This window comes from uncultured Phycicoccus sp. (assembly GCF_947495705.1).
Classification (GTDB): domain Bacteria; phylum Actinomycetota; class Actinomycetes; order Actinomycetales; family Dermatophilaceae; genus Phycicoccus.
In genome coordinates this window covers 122840-138298 of record NZ_CANLZR010000006.1, presented here as the reverse complement: position 1 = coordinate 138298, position 15459 = coordinate 122840, and the positions used below count along the sequence as shown (strand labels likewise).

At 74.7% G+C, this 15459-nt stretch carries 20 protein-coding genes; 17 read left to right on the top strand and 3 right to left on the bottom strand.

All coding sequences use genetic code 11. The annotated features are described in order from the left end of the window. The first annotated feature begins 26 nt into the window (after nucleotides 1–26). From ribH to Q0963_RS10520, 5 genes are all read left to right on the top strand, one after another. The gene (gene ribH, locus Q0963_RS10540) at nucleotides 27–497 is read left to right on the top strand and encodes a 6,7-dimethyl-8-ribityllumazine synthase (protein ID WP_299445480.1); all 471 of its coding nucleotides are present in this window, start codon (nucleotides 27–29) and stop codon (nucleotides 495–497) included. Continuing rightward, nucleotides 494–1249, top strand: a complete 756-nt coding sequence (gene pnuC, locus Q0963_RS10535; RefSeq protein WP_299445478.1) for a nicotinamide riboside transporter PnuC — start codon at nucleotides 494–496, stop codon at nucleotides 1247–1249. Before ribH ends, pnuC begins: the two co-directional genes overlap by 4 nt. A gap of 156 nt (nucleotides 1250–1405) precedes the next feature. Continuing rightward, nucleotides 1406–1669, top strand: a complete 264-nt coding sequence (locus Q0963_RS10530) for a phosphoribosyl-ATP diphosphatase (protein WP_299445476.1) — start codon at nucleotides 1406–1408, stop codon at nucleotides 1667–1669. Between the two features lie 18 nt (nucleotides 1670–1687). Continuing rightward, nucleotides 1688–2533 carry an ATP phosphoribosyltransferase gene (hisG, locus tag Q0963_RS10525; RefSeq protein WP_299445474.1) on the top strand — a complete coding sequence of 282 codons (846 nt, stop codon included), beginning with the start codon at nucleotides 1688–1690 and terminating at the stop codon, nucleotides 2531–2533. Further along, nucleotides 2521–2988, top strand: a complete 468-nt coding sequence (locus tag Q0963_RS10520) for a PH domain-containing protein (RefSeq protein WP_299445472.1) — start codon at nucleotides 2521–2523, stop codon at nucleotides 2986–2988. The genes hisG and Q0963_RS10520 overlap by 13 nt, the downstream gene beginning before the upstream one ends. Nucleotides 2989–2990: 2 nt before the next feature. Here the strand turns inward: Q0963_RS10520 and Q0963_RS10515 are convergent, their stop codons facing one another. The 3 genes from Q0963_RS10515 to Q0963_RS10505 are packed head-to-tail and all read right to left on the bottom strand — an operon-like array spanning nucleotide 2991 to nucleotide 5939. Then, complete coding sequence (locus Q0963_RS10515; RefSeq protein WP_299445470.1) at nucleotides 2991–4214, bottom strand: CynX/NimT family MFS transporter; 1224 nt, start codon at nucleotides 4212–4214, stop codon at nucleotides 2991–2993. A gap of 43 nt (nucleotides 4215–4257) precedes the next feature. Further along, complete coding sequence (locus Q0963_RS10510) at nucleotides 4258–5364, bottom strand: aromatic acid exporter family protein (RefSeq protein ID WP_299445468.1); 1107 nt, start codon at nucleotides 5362–5364, stop codon at nucleotides 4258–4260. Continuing rightward, nucleotides 5361–5939, bottom strand: coding sequence for an AAA family ATPase (locus Q0963_RS10505; RefSeq protein ID WP_299445466.1), 579 nt, complete (start codon nucleotides 5937–5939; stop codon nucleotides 5361–5363). The genes Q0963_RS10510 and Q0963_RS10505 overlap by 4 nt, the downstream gene beginning before the upstream one ends. A gap of 36 nt (nucleotides 5940–5975) precedes the next feature. Here Q0963_RS10505 and hisF point away from each other — a divergent pair, with 36 nt between their 5' ends. The 12 genes from hisF to lgt all read left to right on the top strand — a co-directional run bounded on the left by hisF (nucleotide 5976) and on the right by lgt (nucleotide 15399). Continuing rightward, nucleotides 5976–6749: an imidazole glycerol phosphate synthase subunit HisF gene (gene hisF, locus Q0963_RS10500; RefSeq protein WP_299445465.1), complete on the top strand. Its 774-nt coding sequence runs from the start codon at nucleotides 5976–5978 to the stop codon at nucleotides 6747–6749. 62 nt (nucleotides 6750–6811) lie between these two features. Beyond that, on the top strand, nucleotides 6812–7465 hold the full coding sequence (locus tag Q0963_RS10495) for a Pr6Pr family membrane protein (RefSeq protein WP_299445463.1): 654 nt from the start codon (nucleotides 6812–6814) through the stop codon (nucleotides 7463–7465). A gap of 35 nt (nucleotides 7466–7500) precedes the next feature. Beyond that, nucleotides 7501–7869: a phosphoribosyl-AMP cyclohydrolase gene (gene hisI, locus Q0963_RS10490; RefSeq protein ID WP_299445461.1), complete on the top strand. Its 369-nt coding sequence runs from the start codon at nucleotides 7501–7503 to the stop codon at nucleotides 7867–7869. Next, complete coding sequence (locus Q0963_RS10485) at nucleotides 7866–9434, top strand: anthranilate synthase component I (RefSeq protein WP_299445459.1); 1569 nt, start codon at nucleotides 7866–7868, stop codon at nucleotides 9432–9434. Before hisI ends, Q0963_RS10485 begins: the two co-directional genes overlap by 4 nt. Further along, nucleotides 9431–10036, top strand: a complete 606-nt coding sequence (locus Q0963_RS10480) for a Trp biosynthesis-associated membrane protein (protein WP_299445457.1) — start codon at nucleotides 9431–9433, stop codon at nucleotides 10034–10036. The genes Q0963_RS10485 and Q0963_RS10480 overlap by 4 nt, the downstream gene beginning before the upstream one ends. A 64-nt stretch (nucleotides 10037–10100) precedes the next feature. Further along, entirely contained in the window at nucleotides 10101–10328 is a 228-nt protein-coding gene (locus Q0963_RS10475; RefSeq protein ID WP_299445455.1) for an HGxxPAAW family protein, read from the top strand. A 13-nt stretch (nucleotides 10329–10341) separates the two neighbouring features. Next, nucleotides 10342–11142, top strand: coding sequence for an indole-3-glycerol phosphate synthase TrpC (gene trpC, locus Q0963_RS10470; protein ID WP_299445453.1), 801 nt, complete (start codon nucleotides 10342–10344; stop codon nucleotides 11140–11142). Further along, complete coding sequence (gene trpB, locus Q0963_RS10465; protein WP_299445451.1) at nucleotides 11139–12389, top strand: tryptophan synthase subunit beta; 1251 nt, start codon at nucleotides 11139–11141, stop codon at nucleotides 12387–12389. The genes trpC and trpB overlap by 4 nt, the downstream gene beginning before the upstream one ends. Continuing rightward, entirely contained in the window at nucleotides 12386–13201 is an 816-nt protein-coding gene (gene trpA, locus Q0963_RS10460; protein ID WP_299445449.1) for a tryptophan synthase subunit alpha, read from the top strand. Before trpB ends, trpA begins: the two co-directional genes overlap by 4 nt. Further along, nucleotides 13198–13710 carry a MauE/DoxX family redox-associated membrane protein gene (locus Q0963_RS10455; RefSeq protein ID WP_299445448.1) on the top strand — a complete coding sequence of 171 codons (513 nt, stop codon included), beginning with the start codon at nucleotides 13198–13200 and terminating at the stop codon, nucleotides 13708–13710. Before trpA ends, Q0963_RS10455 begins: the two co-directional genes overlap by 4 nt. 16 nt (nucleotides 13711–13726) lie before the next feature. Then, the gene (locus tag Q0963_RS10450) at nucleotides 13727–14506 is read left to right on the top strand and encodes a thioredoxin domain-containing protein (protein ID WP_299445446.1); all 780 of its coding nucleotides are present in this window, start codon (nucleotides 13727–13729) and stop codon (nucleotides 14504–14506) included. Then, on the top strand, nucleotides 14503–15399 hold the full coding sequence (gene lgt, locus Q0963_RS10445) for a prolipoprotein diacylglyceryl transferase (protein WP_299445444.1): 897 nt from the start codon (nucleotides 14503–14505) through the stop codon (nucleotides 15397–15399). Before Q0963_RS10450 ends, lgt begins: the two co-directional genes overlap by 4 nt. Nucleotides 15400–15459: the final 60 nt, after the last annotated feature.

Here is a 15459-nt window from a genome sequence, read left to right as displayed (position 1 = left end):
CCCACCCCCACGAGGAGACCCCACCGATGAGCGGTACCGGAGCACCCACCGTGCGAGCCGACGGACGCGGGCTCCGTGTCGCCGTCGTCGCGGCGTCCTGGCACGAGGAGGTCATGGACGGGCTGCTCGACGGGGCCCGACGCGCCCTCGTGGAGGCCGGCGTCGAGGAGCCGCTCGTCGTCCGGGTGCCCGGCACCTTCGAGCTGGGCGTCGCATGCGCGCGGCTCGCCCCGACACATGACGCCCTCGTCGCCCTCGGCGTCGTGGTGCGCGGCGGGACCCCGCACTTCGAGTACGTCTGCCAGAGCGCCACGGCGGCGCTCACCGAGGTCGCCGTCCGCACCGGGGTCCCGGTGGGCTTCGGGGTACTGACCTGCGACGACGACGAGCAGGCCCGCGACCGGGCCGGGCTGCCCGGCTCGCGGGAGGACAAGGGGCACGAGGCCGCCACGGCGGCGGTGTCCACCGCGGTCACGCTGCGCGGGGTACCGGGGTGAACGCGCTCGTCGCCGCAGCCGACCCGTCGCACAACCTCTTCCAGCAGGTCATCGACGCCGCCGTCCCGATCGGTCCCTACGAGCTGCACTGGCTGGAGGTGCTCGGGGTCACCATCGGCATCGCCTCCGCCTGGTTCGGGATGCGCCGGGTGGTGTGGGCCTGGCCCGTCGGGATCGTCGCGAACATCCTGCTGTTCTTCGTCTACGTCGGCGCAGCGTTCGGCGCCGACGAGCGCGTCCCGCTCTTCGGCCAGTCCGGCCGGCAGGTCTTCTTCATCGTCGTGAGCGTCTACGGCTGGGCCCGGTGGGCCCGGTACCGCCGGGAGACCGGCGGCTCCGGCGGCGCACCCGCGGTCATGCCGCGGTGGATGACCGCGCGGGAGCGGCTGGTCCTCGCCGGCGGGTGGCTCGCCGGGACGGTCGTCGTGCACCAGGTCTTCGTCGCGCTGTGGAACCTCGCGCCCAACCCGTTCTGGGCACCGCAGTGGTGGTTCTACTGGAGCGACGCGTGGATCTTCGTCGGCTCGATCGTCGCGACCTATGCGATGGCCCGGGGCTGGAACGAGTTCTGGCTCGCGTGGATCGGCGTCGACCTCGTCGGGGTCCCGCTGGGGTTCGCGACGGGCTACGTGCCGACGTCGGTCATGTACATCTTCTACGGCCTCTTCGTCGTCTACGGCTTCACCCGCTGGGTCAAGGTGACCCGCGAGTCCGCGGCGCCGGCCGCCCGGGAGCCGGCCCCCGTCGGCTGACCGTCCCCGAATCGACCGATAGGTCACGGAAGGTACGGGTCCGGGCGGGGTGTGGTGTACCTGGCGTGACCTATTGGTCGTTGGGGGTGCGGGGCGGGTTGGCGCCGACCGGACAGCGCGCCGGAGCGCCGTCGGCGCCCCGTACCCTTGTCTCTCGTGAAGACCTTCGACGCGCTGTTCGCCGAGCTCGGCGAGCTGTCCCGCACCCGGCCCGAGGGCTCCGGCACCGTGGCCGCCCTCGACGCCGGCGTCCACTCGATCGGCAAGAAGATCGTCGAGGAGGCCGCCGAGGTGTGGATGGCCGCCGAGCACGAGGGCCGCGAGCGGACCGCCGAGGAGATCAGCCAGCTGCTGTACCACCTCCAGGTGCTCATGCTCGCGAGCGACCTGACCCTTGACGACGTCTACGCCCACCTCTGACCCCGAGGACCACGACCCATGCTGCGCATCGCCGTCCCGAACAAGGGATCGCTCGCCGAGCCCGCCGCCGCCATGCTGCGGGAGGCCGGCTACCGCATCCGCCGCGACTCCAAGGAGCTCGTCGTCCGTGACGAGGCCGGCGACGTCGAGCTGTTCTACCTGCGCCCCCGCGACATCGCCGTCTACGTCGGCTCCGGCACCGTCGACTGCGGCATCACCGGCCGCGACCTCCTCCTCGACTCCGGCTCGGCGGCCGTCGAGATCATGGCGCTCGGCTTCGGGAGCTCGACGTTCCGCTACGCCGCGCGCCCCGGCACCGCGTCCCGCATCGAGGACATCGCCGGGCACCGCGTCGCGACCTCCTACGAGGGCCTCGTCGAGAAGCACCTCGCCGACCACGGCGTGAGCGCGGAGGTCGTCCGGCTCGACGGCGCCGTCGAGACCGCCATCACCCTCGGCGTCGCGGACGTCATCGCCGACGTCGTCGAGACGGGTGCGACCCTGCGCAGCCAGGGCCTGGAGGTGTTCGGCGACCCGATCCTGCGCAGCGAGGCCGTGCTCGTGCGCCGTGGCACGAGCGAGGACCAGGCCGCGATCGAGGTGCTGCGTCGCCGCCTCCTCGGGGTCGTCACCGCCCGGCACTACGTGATGCTCGACTACGACGTCCCGGCCGCCCTCGTCGACCGCGCGTGCGGCATCACCCCCGGCCTCGAGAGCCCCACCGTCTCGTCGCTGCAGAACCACGACTGGTGCGCGGTGCGGGCGATGGTGCCGCGGGCCGTGACGAACACCGTCATGGACGAGCTGTACGACCTCGGTGCCCGGGCGATCCTGGTCACCGACATCACCGCGTGCCGCTTGTGACCCCGCCCGAGGTCGCCCTCGACGCCCCCTTCCGCCCTCGCCGCGGCCGCGTCGTGCCCCTGGTCGTCGGGGCGACCTTCATCCTGGTGTCGACCGCGGTCGCCGTCGGCATGGGCGTCAGCGGGCAGTGGACCGGTGTCGACCAGGCGGCTCTCGTGGCCTTCGGGCTCCTCGTCGGGGGGTTCATCTGGCGGTACGCCGGGATCCGCGCCGTGCCGAGCACCGAGGGCCTCACCGTCCGCAACCTCGTGCTGACCACGACCGTGGGTTGGGACGAGATCGTCGAGGTCCGCTTCCCCGACGGCGACCCGTGGGTCACCCTGGAGCTCGAGGACGGCGAGGACCTCGCGGTCATGGCGATCCAGCGGGTCGACGGTCCGAGCGGCCGGGACGAGGCCGCGCGCCTCGGGCGGCTCGTCGAGGCGCGGCGCCCGCGCCGGCCCGCGGCCGGCTGACCTCAGGCGCGGGCCCGGTCCGGCTCGCGGTCCCCGACCGGAGGGGAGTCCGGCCGAAGGCGCACCACCGCGGCCAGCTGCGGAAGGGCGACGAGCGTCAGCGCGCCCCAGAGCCACCCGTACGAGCCGGTGGCGTCGCGCACCGCGCCCATCGTCGTCGGCCCGGCCGACGCGACCGTGTAGCTGACGAGGAACGCCATCGCCGTGAGGCGGGCGCTGTCCTTCGGCGTCGCGGAGTACCGGACGAGCAGCCCGAGCCCGAGCGCGAAGCACGCGCCCTGGCCCGCGCCGACGAGCAGGACCCACACCCACGGGGCGGCGCCGGGCGCGAGCCACACCCCGGCCTGGCCGAGCCCGCCGAGGCCGGTGGCGGCGACCAGGAGCATCCGGGGGTCCCGCACCCGGTCCAGCAGCGTCGGCGCCACCAGCCCCGAGACGAGCTGGGCCCCGGTGAACACCGACATGAGCAGGCCGGCGTCCCGCGCGCTCCAGCCGAACGACTCGTACGTCGGGGCCAGCCACGCGAGCGCCGAGTAGAACTGCCAGGACTGGAACGACAGGTACGCGGCGAGGACCCAGGCGGTGACGCTGCCCCACGGCAGGGCGTGCGAGCCGGTGACGAGCGGCCTGCCCAGCGCGCGGCCCCGGGCGAGCCGCAGCGCCGGGACCCACGCGACGAGGGCGACGGCCGCGAGGGGGACCCACGCGAGCAGTGACCCCGACCACCCGCCGAGCACCCCGGCCAGGGGAACCGCGGTGGCCGAGGCGACGCCCGCCGCGCCCATCATCGCCATCATGGTGAGCCCCGTGCCGAAGCCCGAGCGGTGCGGCGGGAACGCCGACTTCACGATGCCCGGCAGCAGTGTCCCGGCGACCGCGATCCCGGCGCCCGCGACGAACGTCCCCGTGTAGAGCGACCAGACCTGCCCGCCGCCCAGGCCGCGGACCACGAGACCGACGAGGACGAGCCCGACGCCGAAGCCCACCGCCGTCGTCGGACCCACCCGGCGACCGATGCGGTTCGCGACCGGCGCGAGCAGGCCCATGCACAGCACCGGGAGGGTCGTGAGCACCCCGACCATCGCGTTCGAGAGCCCCAGGTCGGACCGGACGTCGTGGACCAGCGGCGGCAGGCTGGCCATCAGGGTGCGCAGGTTGGCCGCGACGAGGACGATCCCCACGACGACGGCCCAGCGCGGGATCATCGGGGTCGGCGGCTCGCTCACCGACGCATCGTGCCACCCCGCCGGGCGGGAGCCGCGCCACGGCTCACGGGAGGTGCGACTCCGGGACCAGCTGGAGCGCCTCGTCGTCGTCGAGGCCGGCGACGACGAGGAGGTCGACGACCATCGACCGCACCTGGCCGCGGATCATCTCGGCGGAGAGCCCGGCGGCCGGGTCGGCGCGGGCCGAGAGCCCGGCCACCCGTTCGAGGACGACCCGCCCCCGGGCGGGCTGGGTGTGCTCGTCGAGGACGCGTGCGAGGTCGTCGGCGGCCCGCGCGAGCTCCGCGACGAGGTCGACGTACCGCTCCGGCACCGGCTCGTCCCGGCGCACGGCGACCGCCGCCCGGCGCGCCAGCACCCGCAGGTTGCGTACGCACCGGTCCAGGGGCGCGACGAGGGCCGAGGCCGCGACCGCCTGGGGGCGGTGGCTCCGCAGCAGCGGGGAGTGCCGGACCACGGCGATCCCCTCGGCGGCCGCCGTCCGCAGGTCCGCGAGCTGGTCCTCGATGGACCGGGCCTCCTCGAGCGCGGCCGCGGCGGCCGGCCGGTCCCCGGAGCGCAGGGCGGTCGCGACGTCCCGGAGGGTCTGCCCGATCAGCCGGACGGTCCGGGCGGCCTCGGCGCGCGGCCTGGCCAGGGGCGTGGTGGGCGCCACAGCGCCGATGACGAGGGCGACGAGCCCGCCGAGCACGGCGTCGAGCCACCGGCCGACGCCCTCGGTGGTCGAGGACACGAACGCGACGATGAACACCGACTGGACGCCCGCCTGGATGATGACGAGCGGCCCGGTGGACACGACGATCGCGATGGCCATGGCCGCCATGACGACCAGGGCCATCTGCCAGCCACCGCTGCCGAGCAGCAGGACGACGACGTCCCCCACGAGCACCCCGATCGCCACCCCGAGGCTCACCTCGACGATCCGTCGCAGCCGCTGGCCGTAGGTGAGGCCGAGGCAGAGGATCGCGGTGACGGGGGCGAAGAACGGCTGCGGGTGGTCCAGGACCTCGCGGGCGAGCGTCCAGGCGAGGGCGACGGCCACGCCGATCTGCGCGAGGAAGACGAGGCGGTCCCGGAGCCGGCGCACGCCCCGTTCGAGGGCCACCCGGCCCCCGCCGACCGCGGTGGCGGCCCGGCCGGTCGCCGTCATGGGGGAGGACCGGTCGTGACGACGACGTCGGCGCGCGCGCGGGTGCCGTCGGCGGTGAACAGCGCCGCTTCCTGGGCGGCCCAGCGCTCCCAGTGCGGCCGGTACGTCTCGCCGTCGCGGGCGAGGCCGCGGCGCATCCGCTCCGACGGCGGGGCCTCGACCCAGACCCGCACCGCGGCCAGGTCCCCGGCCGGGCCCGCGCTGGAGGCGCAGCCCTCGACGACGAGCAGCGGGCCGGGCTCGACCTCGCGGGTGCCGCCCCAGGTGTCGGCGTCCCAGTCCCACACGCGGTAGCGGGCTCGCTCACCCCGGGAAAGGGGGAGCAGCACCTGGTCCACGAGCAGCGGCACCGCCTCGGCGAGCCCGTCCCACCCCGGGAAGAGCTCGTCCATGTGGACCACGGGGCAGGACAGGGCCTCGACGAGGGCCTTCGCGAGCGTGGTCTTGCCGGAGCCGCTCGGGCCGTCGACCGCGACGACCCGGACCGCCCCGCACCGCGGCGCGGCCGCGCTGAGCTGGGTGAGGACGGCGTCGACGTCTGCGGGGTCGGCGGGGTCCGTGACCTGGAACCACACGGAAGGTGACCCTAGCGCCGCGACTAGGCTGGCCCGGTGTCGGTCGCCGTCCGGGTCATCCCCTGTCTCGATGTCGACGCGGGCCGCGTCGTCAAGGGCGTCAACTTCCGCGGCCTGCGTGACGCCGGCGACCCCGTCGCCCTCGCCCGCCAGTACGGGCTGCAGGGCGCCGACGAGCTGACCTTCCTCGACGTCACCGCCAGCAGCGGTGACCGGGCGACGATGTACGACGTCGTCGCCCGGACCGCCGAGGAGGTGTTCATCCCCCTGACGGTCGGCGGCGGGGTGCGCACGGTGGCCGACGTCGACCGGCTGCTGCGGGCCGGCGCCGACAAGGTGGGCGTCAACACGGCGGCCATCGCCCGGCCGGCCCTCATCGCCGAGACCGCGGACCGCTTCGGGGCCCAGGTGCTCGTGCTCTCGGCGGACGTCCGGCGCCGTCGCGACGAGTCCGGCCGGGTCGTCGCCGGCTTCGAGGTCACGACCCACGGGGGTCGCACCGGCACCGGCATCGACGCCGTCGAGTGGTGCGCTCGCGCCGAGGCGCTCGGCGTCGGCGAGATCCTGCTCAACTCCATGGACGCCGACGGCACCAAGGACGGCTTCGACCTCGAGCTCATCCGGCTCGTCAAGGCCGCGGTCACCGTCCCGGTCGTCGCCAGTGGGGGCGCGGGCGCGCTCGAGCACTTCGCGCCGGCCGTGGCGGCGGGTGCCGACGCGGTGCTGGCCGCCAGCGTCTTCCACTTCGGCGAGCTGACGATCGGCCAGGTCAAGGACGCCCTGCGGGACGAGGCGCTCCCGGTCCGCTGACGGCACGCCTGGCCGCGACCGGGTCCGCACCACCCGCGTCGGCCCGCCCTACGCTGACCCGCGTGACCGCTGCCCGCGCCCGCGTCGTCCACCTCGTCGTGGCCCTGGTGGCCACGCTCGCCCTCGTGCTCCAGACGGCCCTCGTCATCAGCGGCGCGTCCGTCCTGGACGAGACCGAGGTCCCCGGGCTCGCGACCCGGCTGGTGCGCCTCGTCTCCTACTTCACGATCCAGAGCAACGTCCTCGTCGCGGTCACCGCGTGGCAGCTCGCCCGTGACCCGGGCCGGGACGGCCGGTGGTGGCGCCCGGTGCGGCTGGCCGCCCTCGTCGGCATCACGGTGACCGGCCTGGTCCACTTCGTGCTCCTCCGCCCGCTGCTCGACCTCGAGGGCGCGAGCCAGGCCGCCGACACCCTGCTGCACCTCGTCGTCCCGGTCCTCGCGCTCGGCGCGTGGGCGGTCGCCGGCCCCCGCCCGCGCACGGCCTGGCGGACCGCGGCCGAGGCCGTGCTCTGGCCGCTGGCGTGGCTGGGCTACACCGTGGCCGTCGGGGTCGCGACGGGCTGGTACCCGTACCCGTTCCTCGACCACCGCGAGGCCGGCGTGGGCGGGGTCGTCGCCGTGAGCGCCGGGATCCTCGTCCTCTTCGTCGTCCTGTTCGCCGCGGTCATCGCCGTCGACCGTCGGCTCCGGCCCGTCCCGGACGCCGACCGCTGACCGGGGCCCTCGACCCGCCACGGCAGAATGGAGCGGTGACCTCCGACGCCGCCCTCGACCACTCGGTCGCTGCTCGCCTCACCCGCGACGCCTCCGGCCTCGTCGCCGCCGTCGTCCAGCAGCACGACACCGGTGAGGTCCTCATGCTCGGGTGGATGGACGACGAGGCCCTGCGGCGCACCCTCACCGAGGGGCGGGTGACCTTCTGGTCCCGCAGCCGGCAGGAGTACTGGCGCAAGGGCGACACCTCCGGGCACGTCCAGCACGTGAAGTCCGTGGCGCTCGACTGCGACGGCGACGCGCTCCTCGTCCGGGTCGACCAGGTCGGCGCCGCCTGCCACACCGGCGAGCGGACCTGCTTCGAGGGCCGCGACCTCGGCGCCGCCGTCGGCGGGGCTGCATGACCGCCTCCGCACCGGCCGCCGAGACCCCCGACCTCACGTACGGGCAGACCTGGCCCGGGCTCGACACCTTCGGCGTCCTCGCCCGGGACCGTCGCGTCATCCCCGTCGTCCGCCGCCTCATGGGTGACGGCGAGACCCCGGTCGGCGTGTACCGCAAGCTCGCGGGGGACCGGCCCGGCACCTTCCTGCTGGAGTCCGCCGAGCACGGTGGGGTGTGGTCGCGCTGGTCGATCGTGGGGGCCGGGAGCCGCGCCACCCTCACCGAGAAGGACGGTCGGGCCCACTGGATCGGCGAGCCGCCGGTCGGCGTCCCCACCGAGGGGCTCGCCACCGACGCCCTGCGCGCGACGATGGAGGCACTCGCGACCCCACCGATCGCCGGGCTCCCGCCGCTGACCGGCGGCATGGTCGGCGCGATCTCCTACGACGCCGTCCGGCGGTGGGAGCGGGTCCCCGCGGACCTGCCCGACGAGCTCGGCCTCCCCGAGCTCGCGATGACCCTCGCCACCGACCTCGCCGTGCTCGACCACGCCGACGGCTCCATCCTGCTCGTCGCCAACGCCGTCAACTACGACGACACCGACGCCCGGGTCGAGCCGGCGTGGGCCGACGCCGTCGCCCGCCTCGACGCCATGACGGCCGCCCTGGCCGCCCCCGCGCCCAGCACCGTCGCCGTCGTCGACGTCCCGGGGGCCGAGGCGGCGCTGCACCGGGTCCGGTCCAACACGACCCCGGAGCGCTACGAGGAGATCGTCGAGCTCGCCAAGGAGGACATCCGCGCGGGCGAGGTGTTCCAGGTCGTCCTCTCGCAGCGGTTCGCCCTCGACTGCCCCGCCGACCCGCTCGAGGTCTACCGGGCCCTGCGCGCCTCGAACCCGAGCCCCTACATGTACCTGTTCCGGCTGCCCGCCCCCGACGGGTCCGCCTACGCGATCGTCGGGAGCTCGCCCGAGGCGCTCGTGCGGGTCACCGGGGAGCAGGCCATCACCCACCCGATCGCGGGGTCCCGGCCCCGCGGCAAGACGCCCGAGGACGACGTCCGGCTCCAGGACGAGCTGCTCGCCGACCCCAAGGAGCGGTCCGAGCACGTCATGCTCGTCGACCTCGGCCGCAACGACCTCCAGCGCGTCTGCCGCCCCGGGACCGTCGACGTCGTCGAGTTCATGGACGTGCGCCGCTACAGCCACGTCATGCACATCGAGTCCACCGTCGTCGGGGAGACCCGCCCGGGCGCCTCGGCCTACGACGTCCTCGTCTCGACGTTCCCCGCCGGCACCCTGTCGGGGGCGCCCAAGCCCCGGGCCCTCGAGCTCATCGAACGCTACGAGCCCTCGCGCCGGGGCATCTACGGCGGCGTCGTCGGGTACCTCGACTTCCACGGCGACCTCGACATGGCGATCGCCATCCGCACCGCCGTCGTCAAGGACGGCACCGCATACGTCCAGGCCGGGGCCGGGATCGTGGCCGACTCCGTCCCCGTCCGCGAGCACGAGGAGTGCGTCGCCAAGGCGGCCGCCGTGCTGCGAGCGGTCGCGACCGCCGGGGCGATGCGGACCGTGACATGAGGCGGCTCACCGGCAAGGGTCCGGTGGTCCTCGTCGCGCTCGTCGGGTCGGGGGTGCTGCTCCTGGCCGGCCTGCGCCCCTGGGTGAGCGGGACCGTCGCCGACGCCGTCCTCGGGGGGAGCCGGGTCGTGGCCACCGGGTCGGAGGTCGCACCCGGGCTGTCCGCCGTCGCCCTCGCGGTGGCCGCCGCCGCCGTCGCGGTGGTGGCCACGGGCCGGGTCGGGCGGGTCATCGGGCTCGTGCTGTGGGCCGCCTGCACCGCCCTCGCCGCCGGGCTCACGCTCCGGGTGGTCCTCGACCCGTCCGCGGCGCTCGGGCCCGTCGCCGCCCGGCGGGTCGGCCGCACCGGGTCGGTGGAGGCCGTCGCCGCCACGACGGCCTGGCCGTGGGTGGCGCTCGTGGCGCTCCTGGTCGTCGTGGGGGCCCTCGTCCTGGCCGTGCTCGGGCGCCGACGCTGGGGTGCCCCGTCGCGCCGGTACGAGGCCCCGGCCGCGGGGGAGGGCCACGTCGCCGGCTCCCGGGGCGAGCGCGTCAGCAGCGCGTGGGACGACCTCTCGGCGGGACGTGACCCGACCGACGTCGGCGAGGACCCCCGGACCTGACAGAATCGGTCCCGAGAGAGGCGGCCCCGACCGCCACCGGCCCACGAGACCTAGGGTGGACCCCATGGACGAGCACGAAGACCACGGCCACAGTGTGGCGGCCTGGACGGCGGTGGCGATCGTCATCGTCGCCTCGACGATCATGTCCTTCGCCGTCCTCTTCCCCAACGTGTGGCTCTTCGTCGGCGGGGCGGTCCTCGCCGTCGTCGGTGGGGTGGCCGGCAAGGTCCTCTCGATGGCCGGGTACGGCGCCGCCGGACGCGACCCCGAGCAGGAACCCTCGATCCGGTGACAGCAGGTCACCCATGACCTCCGTCCTCGACGACATCATCGCGGGCGTGCGCCAGGACCTCGCCGACCGGCAGCGCGTCACGTCCCTGGCCGACCTCCGGGCGGCCGTGCTCACTGCGCCGCCGGCGCGCGACGCCGACGCGGCCCTGCGCCGCCCCGGGCTCTCGCTCATCGCCGAGGTCAAGCGGGCGAGCCCGAGCAAGGGCGCGCTCTCGGACATCCCCGACCCGGCCGCCCTCGCGGTGGCCTACGCCGACGGCGGCGCGAGCGCGATCTCGGTGCTCACCGAACGGCGGCGGTTCGGTGGCAGCCTCGCCGACCTGGACGCGGTCCGGGCCGCGGTGGACGTGCCCGTGCTGCGCAAGGACTTCGTCGTCACCGACTACCAGGTGTGGGAGGCGCGCGCGCACGGCGCGGACCTCGTCCTGCTCATCGTCGCGGCCCTCGACGACGCCACCCTGCGGGCCCTCCTCGCCCTTGTCGGCGAGCTCGGGATGACCGCGCTCGTCGAGGTGCACGACGAGGACGAGACCCAGCGCGCCGTCGATGCCGGGGCGAGTGTCATCGGGGTCAACGCGCGCAACCTCAAGACCCTCGACGTGCACCCCGACACGTTCTCGCGGCTGCGCCCGATCCTGCCGCCCGGCGTCGTCGCGGTCGCCGAGTCCGGCATCACCGGGCCGGCGGAGGCGGCGTCGTACGCGGCCCAGGGGGCCGACGTCGTGCTCGTCGGCGAGGCCCTGGTCCGCACCGGCGACCCGCGTGGGGCCGCCGCCGCCATCGTGCGGGCCGGAACCACCCAGGAGGTCTCATGAGCCAGAACGACGCGGCCCCGGCACCCGCCGACCTCACCGTCGAGGACCTGCCGCCGGCCGGCCGGTTCGGTGACTTCGGGGGTCGCTACGTCCCCGAGGCGCTCGTGCCGGCCCTGGAGCAGATCGACGAGGCGCGCCAGAAGGCCGCCGTCGACCCCGAGTTCCAGGCCGAGCTCGCGCGCCTGCACGCGACGTACACCGGCCGGCCGAGCATCATCACCGAGGTGCCCCGGTTCGCCGCGCACTGCGGCGGCGCCCGGGTCCTGCTCAAGCGCGAGGACCTCAACCACACCGGCTCGCACAAGATCAACAACGTGCTCGCCCAGGCGCTCCTCACGAAGCGGATGGGCAAGACCCGGATCATCGCCGAGACCGGGGCCGGCCAGCACGGCGTCGCCACCGCGACGGCCGCCGCGCTCATGGGTCTGGAGTGCACCGTGTACATGGGCCGGGTCGACACCGAGCGGCAGGCCCTCAACGTCGCCCGGATGCGGATCCTCGGGGCCGAGGTCGTCGCCGTCGAGCACGGCAGCGCCACCCTCAAGGACGCCATCAACGAGGCGATGCGGGACTGGGTCACCAACGTCGGCACCACCCACTACGCCATCGGGACGGTCACCGGGCCGCACCCCTTCCCCGAGATGGTCCGGGACTTCCACGCCGTCATCGGCGAGGAGGCCCGCGCCCAGGTCCTCGAGCTCACCGGGCGCCTCCCCGACGCCGTCGTCGCGTGCGTCGGCGGCGGCTCGAACGCGATGGGGATCTTCCACCGCTTCGTCGGCGACGCCGACGTCCGGCTCGTCGGGGTCGAGGCCGGGGGAGAGGGCATCGAGTCCGGTCGCCACGCGGCGCGCTTCGCGGGCTCCTCCGCGACCCCCGGCGTGCTGCACGGGGCGATGAGCTACCTCATGCAGGACGCCGACGGCCAGACCGTCGAGTCGCACTCGATCTCGGCCGGCCTGGACTACCCCAGCGTCGGCCCCGAGCACTCGTTCCTGCGCGACTCCGGGCGCGCCGAGTACCGGTACGCCACCGACGACCAGGTCATGGAGGCCTTCTCGCTCCTCTCCCGGACCGAGGGCATCATCCCGGCGCTGGAGTCCGCGCACGCGCTCGTCGGCGCGATGCAGCTCGGCCGGGAGCTGGGCCCCGACGGCCTGGTCCTGGTCAACCTGTCGGGTCGCGGCGACAAGGACATGCACACCGCGGCCGCCTACTTCGGCCTCGTCGGCGAGGGCACCCAGTGACGGCTCTCGCCACCGGCGTCGAGGCGGTCCTGCGGTCCTGCCGTGCGCAGGGGCGCGCCGCGCTCGTCGGCTACCTGCCCGTCGGCTACCCCACCGTCGAGGGGTCCGTCGAGGCGATGCGCACGGTGGTCGACGCGGGCTGCGACATCGTCGAGGTCGGCGTCCCGTACAGCGACCCGCTCATGGACGGGCCGGTCATCCAGGACGCCGCCGCCACCGCCCTCGCCGGGGGCGCCCGGGTCGACGACGTGTTCACCGCCGTCGCCGCCGTCCGCGACGCCGGCGCGACGCCGGTCGTGATGACGTACTGGAACCTCGTGCTGCACCGCGGCGTCGAGCGCTTCGCCGCCGATCTCGCGGCCGCCGGGGGCGCCGGCCTCATCACGCCCGACCTCATCCCGGACGAGGCGGCGGAGTGGATCGCCGCCAGCGACCGGCACGGGCTCGACCGGATCTTCCTCGTCGCTCCGAGCAGCACCCCCGAGCGGCTCGCCCGGGTGACGGCGGCCTGCCGGGGGTTCGTGTACGCCGCCTCGACGATGGGCGTCACCGGCGCCCGGACCAGCGTGGACTCCGACGCCCGGGGCCTCGTCGAGCGGGTCCGCGCCGTCACCGACCTGCCGGTGTGCATCGGCCTGGGGGTCTCCACGCGGGAGCAGGCGGCGGAGATCGCGGCCTACGCCGACGGGGTCATCGCCGGGTCGGCGCTCGTGCGCGCCCTCGGCGGCGACCAGGATCTCCCGACCCGGCTGCAGGCGCTGCATGCCCTGACCTCGTCCCTGGCCGAGGGCGTGCGGGCCGGCCGCCGATGAGCACGAGCCTCGACGAGCGAGACGCCGCGGCCCGTCCGTGGTACCGCCGGGACGTCGTCCTCGACACCGTCGGGCTGCTGGCCCGGCTGTTCCTCGGGACCGTCCTCATCGTCGCGGGCGCCGTGAAGGTCGGCCACCCGCTGACCTCGCAGCGGGCGGTCCAGGCCTACGAGATCATGCCGATGACGCTCGCCGGCTACGTCGGGCTGGCGCTGCCGTTCGTCGAGGTGGTCCTCGGCGTCCTCCTCGTGGTCGGGCTCCTCACCCGCCCGGTCGCCGCCGTGTCCACCCTGCTCATGGTGGCGTTCGTCGTCGGGATCGCGCAGGCGTGGGCTCGCGGGCTCACGATCGACTGCGGCTGCTTCGGAGGTGGGGGTCAGATCGGCGCGGACGAGACGAAGTACCCTCAGGAGATAGCCCGCGACGCGAGTTTCGCCGCGGCGGGCGTGTGGCTCTGGTGGCGGCCCCGGTCGCTCGCCGCGCTCGACCGCCTCCTCTTCGGACACTGAAAGGCACGACCCCACCATGGCCAAGACGCCGCCGACCAAGGGCAAGAAGCCCGCCAACGCCCGCCAGGCCAAGATCGAGGCGGCCCGCTCCGGTGCCGGCGCGGGGGCGAACAAGATCGTCGTGGCGACGGTCGTCGTCATCGTCGCGATCATCGCCGTCGTGGCCGGGGTCATTCTCTCCACGCGCGGGGACGACGCGCCCGCCGCCGGCGGCGCCCTGCCGCCCGGGGTCTCGGCCATGGGCGAGGGCTTCCCCGCCTTCAGCGAGGTGACTCCCGAGCCGAACGCCCCCACGGTGGACCTCTACGAGGACTTCCAGTGCCCGGCCTGCGCCCAGTTCGAGTCCCTCGTCGGGCCGACGATCACCGGGCTCGCCGCGGAGGGCAGGATCAAGCTCGTCTACCACGTGAAGAACTTCCTCGACGACAACCTCGGCAACGGGAGCTCCACCCGGGCCGGCACCGCCGCGTTCTGCGCCGCCGACACCGGGCGCTTCCAGGAGTTCCACGACCAGGTCTTCCCGGGCCAGCCCGCCCAGGAGGGCCAGGGCTTCACCGACGAGCTGCTCACCGAGTTCGCGACGAACGCCGGGATCGAGGGCGAGGCCCTCGCGACCTGGGAGACCTGCCTGACCTCGGGGCGGTACGACGCCTACGTCGACTCCGTCGAGGCGTCGAGCTTCGAGGACGGGGTGCGTGGCACCCCGACGGTGCGGATCAACGGTGAGGAGCAGGACCTCAACACCATCGTCAGCCCCGAGGGGTTCACCCAGGCCGTCGAGGCGGCCACGGAGTGACGTCGACGATCCCCAGCCCGACGGTCGGCGCCCTCGACCTCGGGCCGCTGACCCTGCGGGCGTACGCGCTGTGCATCCTCGCCGGCATCGTGCTCGCCGTCTGGCTCACCGGCCGGCGGCTCGTCGCCCGCGGCTACGACTCCGCGGTGACCCTGGACGTCGCGGCCTACGCCGTGATCCTCGGCATCGTCGGCGGGCGGCTCTACCACGTCATCACCACCCCGGGCCCGTACTTCGGTGAGGGCGGCAGTCTCGTGGACGCCCTGAAGATCTGGAACGGGGGCCTCGGGATCTGGGGTGCCATCGCCCTCGGCGCCCTCGGCGCGTGGATCGGGTGCCGCCGCGCCGGGGTCTCGTTCCTCGCGTTCGCGGACGCGGCGGCGCCGGGGGTCGCCCTGGCGCAGGCCCTCGGGCGGTGGGGCAACTGGTTCAACAACGAGCTGTACGGCGGCCCGACGACCCTGCCGTGGGGCCTGGAGATCCACGAGTGGGACCAGGCCGCGGGCCGGGCCGTCACCGACGCCTCCGGCGACGCGGTCGTCCTCGGCACCTTCCACCCGACGTTCCTCTACGAGTCGATCTTCCTCGTCGTGCTCGCCACCGCGCTGCTCGTCCTCGACCGGCGCCGGCGCCTGGCCCCCGGGCAGCTCTTCGGCCTCTACGTCGCGGGCTACCCGGTCGGGCGGATTGTCATCGAGCGGATGCGCACCGACGAGGCCGAGATGATCCTCGGCCAGCGGCTCAACGTGTGGACGAGCATCGCGGTCTTCCTCCTCGGCGTCTGGATCGTCTGGTACACCGGCCGCAGGGCACCGGCGGACCCGGCCGACGATGGCGCCGAGCCGCCCGACCGTCCACGGAACGAGGACCCCGAGTCCCAGGATGTGGGATAGGTCCGCTCGAATAGCAAGACGATCGGGGTCGGAGATAGCATTCCGGGACGTGGCCAGCGT